Origin of the sequence: Nocardioides sp. (assembly GCF_041913365.1) — a bacterium.
GTDB lineage: Bacteria > Actinomycetota > Actinomycetes > Propionibacteriales > Nocardioidaceae > Nocardioides.
Genome location: NZ_JAYSFM010000001.1, coordinates 596,418 through 607,919, shown reverse-complemented (window position 1 = coordinate 607,919; position 11,502 = coordinate 596,418). Strand labels below are relative to the sequence as shown.

The following is an 11,502-nucleotide window of genomic DNA, read 5'->3' as shown; positions in this document are numbered from 1 at the left end:
CACGGCTCAGGGGCGGAACATGATCTTCCCGGTGCGACCGGGCGTCTGCGACGCGGCGACCGCGTCCGCCGGCTGGTCGAGGCCGAAGGTGCCCCCCGAGGTCAGCGCGAGGCTGCCGTCGAGCACCAGTCCGATCAGCTCGCCGAACATCCGGGCGCGGTCCTCGGCGGAGGTGGCCCGGCTGACCTTGGCACCCCAGAAGCCCTTGACCGTCAGCTGCTTGAAGATGACCGGGCCGCTGCTGATCACCAGCGGCTGGTTGCTCGCGGCACCGAAGGTGACGAGCAGGCCGTCCTCGCCGAGGAGCTCGGCCAGCCCGTTGGCGACGTCGCCGCCGACCGAGTCCACGGCCGCTCGGGCGCCGCCCTCGCCGATGAGCGCCCGGGCCTGCGCGACCCAGTCGGCCGACTCGGTGGCGATCACGTGGTCGATGCCGAGCCCGGCGAGCTCGGCGACGGCGGCCTCGCGGCGTACGAGGTTGACGACGTGGAGGCCGCGCGACCTCGCCAGCACGGCGACGATCTTGCCGACGGCACCGTTGGCGGCGGTCTGCACGATCCAGTCGCCGGGGGCCGCGCCGAGGAACTCGACGAGGCTGATGGCGCTGAACGGCATCGAGATGAGCTGTGCGGCGGCCTCGTCGGTCATCGCGTCGGGGACGGGGACGATCGCGCCCGCCGGGGCGACGAAGTGCTCGGCCCAGGTGCCCGGCGAGCCGGCCACCGCGACCCGGCGGCCGACGAGCGCCTCGTCGGTCCCCTCGCCGACAGCCTCGACGATGCCGACGGCCTCGGTGCCGCCGACGGCCGGCAGCGCCGGCTTCACGCCGTAGTTGCCGGTGACCGTGACGAGGTCGTGGTTGTGGATCGGCGAGAGCAGCGTGCGCATGAGCACCTGGCCGGGACCGGCGACGGGCGTGTCCACCTCTCGCTCGGTGAGGACTTGGTCGGGTGCTCCGAAGGTGTCGTGTCCGACGCTGCGCATGGTGTCTCCTGCAGTGGGGTGGTGTGGGTCAGAGGGCGTACGACGTGGGTCGGCGCCGGCTGGTCGTCCGGGCGGCGATGGCACCGCCGATCGCCCCGAAGAGGTGGCCCTGCCAGGACACGCCCGGCTGGCCGGGCAGCACGCCGAGCAGCGCTCCGCTGTAGAGGAGGAACACCGCGACGCCGATGAGGATCTCGGACCGGCGACCGGTGAGGAAGCCCCGGACGACCAGGTAGACGATCCAGCCGAAGACCAGGACCGAGGCGCCGGCGTGGGTGGTCTGGGCGCCGGCGAAGAGCCAGACGCCCACCCCGCCGACGACCCAGATGATCGCGGTGGCCAGCAGGCCGCGCGCGATGCCGGTGACGAGCGCGAGGAACCCCAGCACCGCGACCGGGACGGTGTTGCTGATCAGGTGGTCGAAGCCGAAGTGCAGCATCGGCGCCACGAGCACGCCGACGAGTCCGTCCTCGCTGCGCGGCTGCACGCCGTACGCGTCGAGCGGGTGCCCCGTCGCGCTGTCGAAGATCTCCAGGACCCACAGCAGCACGACGAACGCGCCGGTCACCAGCGCGGCGTCACGCCAGGTGTCCGTGCCCCGGCTCGGGGCGGTCGTGCGCGCCATGCCCACCATGGTGACAGCGGGCTGGTGACAGGCGGGACAGCCCTGCTGTCAGGCCGGCCGCGCGGACTGCGCGTGCGGCTGCTCGACCAGGCGCAGCCCGTCGTCGTCGGCCTCGGTGGAGAGCAGGAGGCCGTGCCGCACGGCCCAGAGGACCGCCTGGGAACGGGACGTGACGCCGATCTTGGAGTAGGCGCTGCGGATGTAGGACTTCACCGAGTTGATGCTCAGCAGGGTCTCGTCGACGATCTCCTGGTTGGAGCGACCGGCAGCGATGAAGGCCAGGACCTCGGTCTCGCGCTGCGTGAGCGGCCACCGCTCCTCGCCGGCGGCCTGCGGCACCTTGCGGCCGGTCCAGGCGTCGATGACCACACGCCCGTCGGCGATCTGCAGCAGGTCGCGGACCATGCGGTGGGCCGGAGCCCACTTGCTCACGAAACCGGCGGCACCGCGCGACATCGCCGTCGAGACCGCGCCGGGCGAGCAGTCCCAGCTGTAGGCCACCATCCGCCCGGGGACGCGGAGCGGCTGGCCGGGCGCCCGGTGGGGGGCGGCGGGCTCGAAGAGGGTGAGGTCGCACGGTGGCGCCGGCTGGTCGGGACGCAGACCGACGAGCGTGACCGCGGCGGCGTGCGGGGCGAGCATGCTCCGCAGGCCGTGGAGGACGAGCTCGCTCTCCTCCCTGACGCCCACGAGGAGGGCCCGGGTCGGGAGGACGGTGGGAGGAGGTCGGTGCATGGGCTCCGGTACCCCGCCAGGGGTGGCATATGCGCCGGATCCGCCGAGGAGTCGTCGAGGAGTCTCAGTGGTCGGGGATCGCGAGCAGCACCAGGGCGGCCTGCACGTCCTCGATGCCGGCCTGGTGGGCGCAGGAGTGGAGCATCGCGCGCGCCGACTCGACGTCCAGTCCCTGGCGTGCGGCGAGCAGCCCGACCGCCACCTCGACGGTGCGTCGTTCCTTCAGCCGCTGCGGCGCCTCCTCCGCGCGCCGACGGCTCTCGAAGGCCAGGTCAGCATTGGTGACCGCGCCGTCCCGCCAGGCTCCCAGCGACCGCGCGAGGTCCTCGAGCCGGTCGTCGAAGGCGTGGGGCGTGCAGGCGTAGAGGTCGATGCCCAGCACGACGCGGTCCCGGTGCACCACCGGCAGCGAGACGGTGCTGGCGATCCCGGCTGCCGCCTGCTGGCGGGCGAGGGCCGCCCACCCGTCCTCGTCGAGCGCGTGCCACCCCGCGGCCGGCTGCGGCGAGGTGCCCACGGGCACCACGACGTCCACGCCGTCGGCGGTCCGTCTGACGAAGGTGAAGGTCAGGTCCTCCTCGAGCAGCGTCACGCTCATCGCGACGCACTCCGGGACGGTCTTCACGGCCCAGCTCTCGATCACGCTCAGCTGGTCCTCGAGGTCGTCGCCCGCGGGCGTCAGGTACTCGTCGAGCGCCTCGCGGCTCTGCGGCAACAGCTCCATCCGGATCGCACCCCCGAAAGCTCGGTCACGGCCTGGCTCTCGATGCTGGCAAGCCTCGCGGTGCCGGCACCACACCCGACGGGGCGAATCACGCGTCGCGGAGGGTCTCGGCCAGGTCGCGCGGCGTCTCGAAGACCATGACGGCGCCGGCCTCCCGGAGGTCGCGCTCGGGGATGCCGCCGGTGAGCAGGGCGATGCACGGCACGCGCGCGGCCGTGGCGGCCTCCACGTCCCACACGGTGTCGCCGACGACGACCGCCTTGCCGGCCTCGACCTCCTCAAGGGCGACCTCGATCAGGTCGGGGTGCGGCTTGGACCGCGACACGTCGTCGCCCGTGATCGAGGCGGTGAGCATCCCCGAGGCGCCCTCGACGAGGTCGAGGAAGCGGTCGGTGACCTCGCGCTCCGACGAGGAGGCGAGCACCACCCGCACCCCGCGGTCGCGCAGCAGCTGGATCAGGTCGCCGGCACCGTCGGTGGCCGAGACCAGCCCGACCCGCTCGGTGAGGTGCACCTGGTGGCGGCGGCGTACCTCGTCTCCGACGTTGCGCTCGACCGCCTCGCCCGCGACCCGCTCGACGAGCTGGTCGCCGCCGACGCCGATCACCCGGTGGATCCGGTGCGAGGCGACGTCGAGGCCGACGTCACGAAAGGCTTCCCGCCAGGCGAGGACGTGGACGTAGTTGGAGTCGACGAGCGTGCCGTCGAGGTCGACGACGACCGTGTCGATGCCGGAGAGGACTTCTGTCACGAGGTCGATGCTGCCCCTCGGGGGGCTCTCAGGCTCCACCCCGGAGGGCGGGCTCTTCACCCCCGGCGGCCGACGTCGGCGTGCTCGTCGGCCAGCAGGGCGTAGCCGTAGGCGTCGACCCAGCCGTGACTGCGGTGCAGCGCCTCGCGCACGGCGTGGACCTCCCGTCGCATGCCGACGCGCTCCATCAGCCGCCAGGACGCCTCGTTGTCGGCGAAGCAGGTGGCCGTGACCCGGCGCAGCCCGAGGTCGTCGAACGCGATCCGCAGCAGCGCACGCACCGCCTCCGTCGCGTGGCCGCGGCCGCCGTGGTCGGGGTGGAAGGCCCAGCCGAGCTCGGCCTGCACGCCCGCCGCGTCCCCGAGGACCTCGGCCTGCGCCCAGGCGTCCTCGACGCGCAGCATCAGGTCGCCGATCACGTCGCCGTCCCGCTCGACCACGAGTGTCGTGGCCAGCCGGTGCGGCCGCAGGAACCGCTCGCGGTAGACGTCCAGCGTCGCCGGCCCGTGGCTCATCCACTGCCCGACGTCGTCGCGCCGGCGGAAGGCCCAGGTCGCCTCGACGTCGTCCGGGGTCGCCGGGCGGATCGAGAGGCGGTCGGTGGTCACCGGCCACGCGACGGCGTCGAAGGTCGTCGGGGCGTCGCTCACGTCGTACGTCCCTGGTGCACGTCGAGGCGGAGCAGCCGGCTGGCGAGGTCGACGCACGGCCCGAGGGCGACGATCACGGCGAGCGTGCCGACCCCGACGGTCGCCCCCAGCAGCCAGCCGAGCAGCGCGCCGCCACCCTGCACCACGCTGTAGCTCCACCGGAACGGCAGCGGCGGGTCGTACGCCAGCGCCGCGGCCTCGGCGGGCCCGGCGCCGGTGTGGCTGCCGAGGTAGGTGGCGATGCCGACCGCCAGCACGGGGAAGGCGAGCACCAGCAGGGCGATGCGCGCGGGCCAGCCGCCGGGGACGTCCCACGCGCCGAGGAGGAAGTCGACCGTCACGCCCACCACCACGATCTGCACCACCGTGCCGATGCCCGGGAAGACCTTGCGGGCCGCGGCCAGGACGAGGAAGGCGATGCTGACCAGGGTGTTGGCCAGCAGGAAGCTCATCCCCGACGCGAGCGCGATGCCGTTGACCATCGTCGAGTAGCCGTCGGAGCCCAGGTCGGCGGTGAGCAGCATCGCCACCCCGACGCCCAGCACCACGCACCCGAGGACCAGCTGGACGAGGCGACGGGGGGACGGCACGCCGCAAGGATGTCAGTAGTGCGCGGTCATCACGTGCTTGATGCGGGTGTAGTCGTCGAAGCCGTAGCCCGACAGGTCCTTGCCGTAGCCCGAGGCCCCGAAGCCGCCGTGGGGCATCTCCGACACGAAGGGGATGTGGGTGTTGACCCAGACGCACCCGAAGTCGAGCTCGCGGGTGAGCCGGTCCGCGGTGCCGTGGTCGCGCGTCCAGACGCTGCCGGCGAGGCCGTAGGGGACGCCGTTGGCCATCCGCACCGCCTCGGCCTCGTCGTCGTACGACTGCACGGTGAGCACGGGGCCGAAGACCTCCTCCTGCACGATCCGGTCGTCCTGGCGTACGCCGGTGACGACCGTGGGCGCGAAGAAGAAGCCCGTGTCGCCGTGGCGGGCGCCGCCGGTGCGGACGGCGGCGTGGCCCGGGAGGTCGGCGAGGAACGCCTCGACCTTGGCGAGGTGGGTCGCGTTGTTGAGCGGGCCGTAGTCGGCCTCGGCGTCGGACGGCGGGCCGGGCCGGGTGCCGTCGGCCTCCTTGACGAGCAGCTCGACGAGCTGGTCGTGGACGCTGCGGTGCACGATCACGCGGGTGGCGGCCGTGCAGTCCTGGCCGGCGTTGAAGTAGGCCGCGGCCGCGATCAGCTCCGCGGCGCGCGGCAGGTCGGCGTCCGGCGCGACCACGACCGGCGCCTTGCCGCCGAGCTCGAGGTGGGCGCGCTTGAGGTGCTTCGCGGCCGAGGTCGCGACCTCGATGCCGGCCCGGACCGAGCCTGTGATCGCGACCAGGCCGGGCGTCGGGTGCTCGACGAGGTGGCGCCCGGTGGTGGCGTCTCCGTTGACCACGTTGAGCACGCCCGCCGGCAGGACCTCCCCGGCGATCTCCGCGAGCAGCACCGTCGAGCGCGGGGTGGTGTCGCTGGGCTTGAGGACGAGCGTGTTGCCGGCCGCCAGCGCGGGCGCGACCTTCCAGATCGCCATCGCGAAGGGGTAGTTCCACGGCGTCACCTGGCCGACGACCCCGATCGGCTCCCGACGGATGCTCGAGGTGTGCCCCTCGAGGTACTCCCCCGCCGACTTGCCCTCCAGCAGGCGCGCCGCGCCGGCGAAGAAGCGGAGCTGGTCGACGCCCTGGTCGACCTCCTCGCTGGCGATGTAGCGGATCGGCTGGCCGGTGTCGCGGGCCTGCACCTCGCTGATCTCGTCCCGGCGCTCGGCGATCGCGCTCGCGAGGTCGAGGAGGAGGCCCTGACGACGGCCCGGGGTGAGCCGCTTCCACGTCTCGGCGGCCCTCGATGCCGCGGCGTACGCCAGGTCGACCTCGTCGGCGGTCGACACCGGCGAGCGGCCGTCGAGCTCCCCGGTGGTCGGGTCGACGAGGTCGATGAACTCCGTCGTGGCGGACTCGACGGTCTCGCCGTCGATGAAGTTGCGGATCGTGTCGGTCATCGCTGCTCCTCCTGAAATGGTCAGGCGACGTAGATCTTGCGGAGGGTCTCGTGGACGACCCAGGTGGTGTGCTCGCCGGCCCGGAGACGGACGACCGTGCCGGGTCCGAGGTCGACGCGCTCGCCGTCCTCGAAGCTGACGGTGGCCGACCCGGACAGGACGACGAAGACCTCGTCGACCTCCACGTCGGTGGCGGCGCCGGGGCTCATCTCCCAGACTCCGACCTCGACGCCCGCGACCGCGGCGAGCGCACGCGAGCCCGCCTCGGGCGCGCCGTGGACGATGGTCGCGGGGTCCAACGGGGTGGTGGGCACAGCGGCGGCGACGTCGAGCACGCGGAACATCTGCTCATCGTCCCAACTGTCCCGACGGAGCGGGCCGACGATCTGTCGTCACTTGGCGCCCGGCCCGGACAGTTCGCCGGACAGCTCGTCCGCGACCAGCGCCACGTGGAGCGAGACACGTACGTCGGGGTCGTCGAGGTCGGCGCCCAGGACGGCCTGGATCCGGGCCAGCCGGTCGTAGAACGCGGCGCGGGAGAGGTGCAGGCTGGCCGCGGCGTCGGTCTTGCTCGACGGGTGGAGCAGCAGTGCGCGCAGGGCGGCCAGCAGCTCGGTGCGCGAGCCGTCGGCGCGGTCGTGCTGCTTGAGCGGCGCCAGCTCGCGGTCGACGAAGAGCCGCACCCGCTCGTCCTCGCCGAGCAGCGCGAGCAGGCCGCGGAGGTGGAGGTCGGCGAGACGGTGCACGTCGGGGTCGTGCTCGCGGCGGGTCGGTGGGGCCGCGTCGGCGACCTGGCCGGCCTCGGTCACCGACCGTGCGATCCCGGACCGGTCGTCGACCATGCGCCCCGCGGCCACCACCACGTCGTGGTGCGGCAGCACCCGCGCGGCCAACCGGTCGACGAGGTCGCCGGCGTCGCCCGAGGGAGCCGCGGACACGAGCACCCGCAGGTCGCGCTCGACCTCGCAGACGAGCGCCGGGACGCGGAGTCCGTGGGCGGCGCGGACCACCGCGGCCGCGACCTCGTCGAGGTCGGCCGGGGTCGTCGTGCCGATGCGGGGGCGGACCACGAGGCCGACGAACCGCCGGCGCCGGACCGGGAAGCCGGCCAGCTCGCAGCGCCGCAGCACCTCCTCGGCGTCGGGGCTCTCGGTCAGCCCGGTCAGCAGCTCGAGGTGGGTCCGGCGCATCAGGGTGCCGCGGTCGCGGTCGTGCAGCCGGTGGAGCGCGAGCGCGGCGGCCGCCCGCTCGGCGACCGCGACCAGCCGCTGCGACGGCGCCGTGGCGGAGCCGATCACCAGGCGACCCCACGCCTGCTCGGTGGTGCCGAGCCGGGTCACGAGCCACCCGTTGGCGGCGTCCCACCCGGTGCGACCGGCGACCTCGACCCGCCGTGAGCGCGCGGGCCAGCCGTCGAGGAAGCCGCTGGTGTCGTCGGGCCCGGCGAAGTAGTCGAGCGGACGGTGCTGGGCGTTCTCCACCACGACGGGCCCGCCGGAGAGACGCTGCACGGCCTGCAGGATCTCGACCGGCCCGGCCTGGGTGAAGCTCAGCTCGGTGAAGGTCTCGTGCACCCGCTGCGCCTCGCGCAGCTCGGCGAGCTGGTGGTCGACGACGCGCTCGCCGATCTCCTGCGCCAGCGCGGCGAAGCGCGTCTCCCGCGCCAGCACGACCAGCGGCAGCGCGTGCCGCTCGCAGGCCGCGACCAGGGCGTCGGGCAGCGTCGTGCTCCACCGGCGGCCGAGCTCGACGACCACGCCCGCACTGCCCACGTCGACCAGCTCGTCGACGAAGGCGGTCAGGCCGGCTGCGTCGTCGTCGGCCGGCAGGCCGGTGCCCATCGTGAGCACCAGGTCGCCGGGGCGCAGCAGCTCGCGCACGTCCGGCCGCTCGGTGGCGTGCACCCAGCGGATCGGCCGATCGGTCGCCGAGGCGCCGGCGACGACCGTGGGCGCGGCCCGGTGGAAGGTGGGCAGCGCGAGGGCCTCCTGGAGCGTCACGCCCGGCGTCACCTCGGCCACGCCCGCAGCCTACGCGGCGCGTGGGTGACGAAGTGTCCGAACGCAGCGTCCAAAGCCTACGATCCGACACCCGCCCGGACGCCGTACGACGAGCAGGATGGGCGCCATGACGACGGACATCGCGCACTGGGCAGACGGCGCCACGCTGACGGGCTCACCCACCGGCTGGGCCGACGTGACCAACCCCGCCACGGGCGAGGTGACCGGACGGGTCGCCCTCGCGAGCGAGGCCGACGCGGCCCACGTCATCGCCTCCGCCGCGCGCGCCGCCCGCACGTGGGGCACCACGTCGCTGGCGCGGCGTACTCAGGTGCTCTTCTCGTTCCGCGAGCTGCTCAACAGCCGCAAGGAGGAGCTCGCCGCGATCATCACGTCCGAGCACGGCAAGGTGCACTCCGACGCGATGGGCGAGATCGCCCGCGGCCTGGAGGTCGTGGAGTTCGCGTGCGGCATCTCGCACCTGCTCAAGGGCGGCCACAGCGAGGAGGCGTCGACCGGGGTCGACGTGCACTCCAAGCGGGTGCCGCTGGGCGTGGTGGGCATCATCAGCCCCTTCAACTTCCCCGCGATGGTGCCGATGTGGTTCTTCCCCATCGCGATCGCGGCGGGCAACGCCGTGGTGCTGAAGCCGAGCGAGAAGGACCCGAGCGCCGCCAACTGGCTGGCCGCGCTGTGGCGGGAGGCCGGGCTGCCGGACGGCGTCTTCAACGTCCTCCACGGCGACAAGACGGCGGTCGACGCGCTGCTCACCAGCCCCGACGTGCAGGCGATCAGCTTCGTCGGCTCGACCCCGATCGCGGAGTACGTCTACGAGACCGCGAGCCGGCACGGCAAGCGCGTCCAGGCCCTCGGCGGCGCGAAGAACCACATGGTCGTGCTGCCCGACGCCGACCTCGACCTGGCGGCGGACTCGGCCGTCAACGCCGGCTACGGCAGCGCCGGCGAGCGCTGCATGGCGATCAGCGTGCTCGTCGCCGTCGACCCGATCGGCGACGAGCTGGTCGCCCGGATCGCGGACCGCACCCGCACCCTCCTGATCGGAGACGGCGGCAGGTCCGCCACCGGCGAGGGCAAGGAGGCGGACATGGGGCCCCTGGTCACGAAGGCGCACCGCGACCGGGTCAGCTCCTTCATCGACTCCGGCGAGGCAGCCGGGGCCAAGGTCGTCGTCGACGGCCGGGACGTCGCGGCCCGCGGCGGCGCGGACGGCTTCTGGCTCGGCCCGACGCTCTTCGACGACGTCACGCCCGAGATGGACATCTACACCGAGGAGATCTTCGGCCCGGTCCTGTCGGTCGTGCGGGTCGGCTCCTACGACGAGGCGGTCGCCCTGGTCAACGCCAACCAGTACGGCAACGGCACCGCGGTCTTCACCAACGACGGCGGCGCGGCCCGCCGCTTCGAGGCCGACGTGACCGTCGGGATGATCGGCGTCAACGTGCCCGTCCCGGTGCCCGTCGCCTACTACTCCTTCGGCGGGTGGAAGCGCTCGCTCTTCGGCGACACCCACGCCCACGGCACCGAGGGCGTCCACTTCTTCACCCGCGGCAAGGTCGTCACCACCCGGTGGATCGACCCGGCCAACCGCCCCGAGGGCGGCCTCGAGCTGGGGTTCCCGCGCAATGACTGACGTCCTCTCCACGACCAGCGACCTGGCCAGCACCTACGACGCCGAGCGCGCCTACGAGCTCGACCGCGCCCACGTCTTCCACTCCTGGTCGGCTCAGGCCGAGATCAGCCCGATGGTGATCACCCGAGCGGAGGGCAGCCAGGTCTGGGACGGCGCCGGCAGGCGCTACCTCGACTTCAGCTCCCAGCTGGTCTTCACCAACCTCGGGCACCAGCACCCGCGCATCGTCGCGGCGATCCAGGAGCAGGCCGGGCACCTCGCGACGGTCGCGCCGGCCTTCGCCAACGGCACCCGGTCGGAGGCAGCGCGCCTCATTGCGAGCCACACCCCCGGCGACCTCGACCACGTCTTCTTCACCAACGGCGGCGCCGACGCCAACGAGCACGCCGTACGCATGGCGCGGCTGCACACCGGTCGCCACAAGGTGCTGACGACCTACCGCAGCTACCACGGCGGCACGCACCTCGCGGTCAACATGACCGGCGACCCGCGCCGCTGGGCCAGCGACCACGGCTCGGCCGGCACCGTCCACTTCTTCGGGCCGTTCCTCTACCGCAGCGCCTTCCACGCCACGACCGAGGCCGAGGAGTGCCAGCGCGCCCTCGAGCACCTCGAGCAGGTGGTGGCCCTGGAGGGACCGACGACCGTCGCGGCGATCGTGCTCGAGGCGATCCCCGGCACGGCCGGGATCATGGTCCCGCCGCCCGGCTACCTCGCCGGCGTGCGCGAGATCTGCGACCGCAACGGGATCGTGATGATCGCCGACGAGGTGATGTCGGGCTTCGGGCGCGCCGGTCGCTGGTTCGCCGTCGAGCACGGGGCGGTCACGCCTGACCTCCTGACCTTCGCCAAGGGCGTGAACTCGGGCTACGTCCCGCTCGGCGGCGTCGCCATCAGCGACGCGATCCACGCGACGTTCGCGCACCGCACCTACCCCGGCGGCCTCACCTACTCCGGCCACCCGCTCGCCTGCGCTGCGGCGGTCGCGACCATCCGCACGATGGAGGACGAGGACGTCGTGGGCCGGGCCGACCGGCTCGGTGCCGAGGTGATCGGCCCCGGGCTCCAGGCCCTCGCGGAGAAGCACCGGTGGATCGGCGAGGTCCGCGGCACCGGCGCCTTCTGGGCCGTCGAGCTGGTCAGCGACCGGACGACCCGGGAGCCCCTCGCGCCCTACGGCGGCTCCAGCCCGGAGATGGCGGCGGTGGTCAAGGGCTGCCAGGAGCGTGGCCTGCTGCCGTTCTCCAACTACAACCGGATCCACGTCGTGCCGCCGCTCACCACCACCGACGACGAGGTCCGCGAGGGCCTGGCCGTCCTCGACGCCGCCCTCACCGCGGCAGCCGGCTGAC

The 11,502-nt window shown here is 73.5% G+C and carries 12 protein-coding genes; 2 read left to right on the top strand and 10 right to left on the bottom strand.

Annotated elements, in window-relative coordinates; translation table 11 throughout:
• Positions 1-6 precede the first annotated feature (6 nt).
• The 10 genes from ACE3QY_RS03050 to ACE3QY_RS03005 form a co-directional block, all read right to left on the bottom strand.
• Positions 7-984 carry a zinc-binding dehydrogenase gene (locus tag ACE3QY_RS03050; protein WP_374454527.1) on the bottom strand — a complete coding sequence of 326 codons (978 nt, stop codon included), beginning with the start codon at positions 982-984 and terminating at the stop codon, positions 7-9.
• Positions 985-1,012: 28 nt separating this feature from the next.
• On the bottom strand, positions 1,013-1,609 hold the full coding sequence (locus tag ACE3QY_RS03045; RefSeq protein ID WP_374454526.1) for a rhomboid family intramembrane serine protease: 597 nt from the start codon (positions 1,607-1,609) through the stop codon (positions 1,013-1,015).
• Positions 1,610-1,657: 48 nt separating this feature from the next.
• Positions 1,658-2,344 carry a response regulator transcription factor gene (locus tag ACE3QY_RS03040; protein WP_374454525.1) on the bottom strand — a complete coding sequence of 229 codons (687 nt, stop codon included), beginning with the start codon at positions 2,342-2,344 and terminating at the stop codon, positions 1,658-1,660.
• Between the two features lie 64 nt (positions 2,345-2,408).
• Complete coding sequence (locus ACE3QY_RS03035; RefSeq protein WP_374454524.1) at positions 2,409-3,068, bottom strand: ANTAR domain-containing protein; 660 nt, start codon at positions 3,066-3,068, stop codon at positions 2,409-2,411.
• An 88-nt stretch (positions 3,069-3,156) separates the two neighbouring features.
• Positions 3,157-3,819: an HAD family hydrolase gene (locus tag ACE3QY_RS03030; RefSeq protein ID WP_374454523.1), complete on the bottom strand. Its 663-nt coding sequence runs from the start codon at positions 3,817-3,819 to the stop codon at positions 3,157-3,159.
• Positions 3,820-3,875: 56 nt separating this feature from the next.
• Complete coding sequence (locus ACE3QY_RS03025; protein WP_374454522.1) at positions 3,876-4,469, bottom strand: GNAT family N-acetyltransferase; 594 nt, start codon at positions 4,467-4,469, stop codon at positions 3,876-3,878.
• On the bottom strand, positions 4,466-5,059 hold the full coding sequence (locus tag ACE3QY_RS03020; RefSeq protein ID WP_374454521.1) for a hypothetical protein: 594 nt from the start codon (positions 5,057-5,059) through the stop codon (positions 4,466-4,468). Before ACE3QY_RS03020 ends, ACE3QY_RS03025 begins: the two co-directional genes overlap by 4 nt.
• Before the next feature lie 12 nt (positions 5,060-5,071).
• Positions 5,072-6,499 carry a gamma-aminobutyraldehyde dehydrogenase gene (locus ACE3QY_RS03015; protein WP_374454520.1) on the bottom strand — a complete coding sequence of 476 codons (1,428 nt, stop codon included), beginning with the start codon at positions 6,497-6,499 and terminating at the stop codon, positions 5,072-5,074.
• Positions 6,500-6,519: 20 nt separating this feature from the next.
• Entirely contained in the window at positions 6,520-6,843 is a 324-nt protein-coding gene (locus tag ACE3QY_RS03010; protein ID WP_374454519.1) for a cupin domain-containing protein, read from the bottom strand.
• 48 nt (positions 6,844-6,891) lie between these two features.
• The gene (locus tag ACE3QY_RS03005) at positions 6,892-8,520 is read right to left on the bottom strand and encodes a PucR family transcriptional regulator (protein WP_374454518.1); all 1,629 of its coding nucleotides are present in this window, start codon (positions 8,518-8,520) and stop codon (positions 6,892-6,894) included.
• A gap of 106 nt (positions 8,521-8,626) precedes the next feature.
• Between ACE3QY_RS03005 and ACE3QY_RS03000 the strand changes: the two genes are divergently transcribed.
• Both ACE3QY_RS03000 and ACE3QY_RS02995 read left to right on the top strand, forming a co-directional pair.
• Positions 8,627-10,150, top strand: coding sequence for a CoA-acylating methylmalonate-semialdehyde dehydrogenase (locus ACE3QY_RS03000; RefSeq protein ID WP_374454517.1), 1,524 nt, complete (start codon positions 8,627-8,629; stop codon positions 10,148-10,150).
• On the top strand, positions 10,143-11,501 hold the full coding sequence (locus ACE3QY_RS02995; protein WP_374454516.1) for an aspartate aminotransferase family protein: 1,359 nt from the start codon (positions 10,143-10,145) through the stop codon (positions 11,499-11,501). Before ACE3QY_RS03000 ends, ACE3QY_RS02995 begins: the two co-directional genes overlap by 8 nt.
• Position 11,502 lies beyond the last annotated feature (1 nt).

Bases quoted from the DNA above. Each gene is read 5' to 3' on its own strand.
- ACE3QY_RS03010 (WP_374454519.1), bottom strand. From the start codon at position 6,843: ATGTTCCGCGTGCTCGACGTCGCCGCCGCTGTGCCCACCACCCCGTTG.
- ACE3QY_RS02995 (WP_374454516.1), top strand. From the start codon at position 10,143: ATGACTGACGTCCTCTCCACGACCAGCGACCTGGCCAGCACCTACGAC.
- ACE3QY_RS03040 (WP_374454525.1), bottom strand. From the start codon at position 2,344: ATGCACCGACCTCCTCCCACCGTCCTCCCGACCCGGGCCCTCCTCGTG.
- ACE3QY_RS03050 (WP_374454527.1), bottom strand. From the start codon at position 984: ATGCGCAGCGTCGGACACGACACCTTCGGAGCACCCGACCAAGTCCTC.
- ACE3QY_RS03035 (WP_374454524.1), bottom strand. From the start codon at position 3,068: ATGGAGCTGTTGCCGCAGAGCCGCGAGGCGCTCGACGAGTACCTGACG.
- ACE3QY_RS03000 (WP_374454517.1), top strand. From the start codon at position 8,627: ATGACGACGGACATCGCGCACTGGGCAGACGGCGCCACGCTGACGGGC.
- ACE3QY_RS03015 (WP_374454520.1), bottom strand. From the start codon at position 6,499: ATGACCGACACGATCCGCAACTTCATCGACGGCGAGACCGTCGAGTCC.
- ACE3QY_RS03045 (WP_374454526.1), bottom strand. From the start codon at position 1,609: ATGGCGCGCACGACCGCCCCGAGCCGGGGCACGGACACCTGGCGTGAC.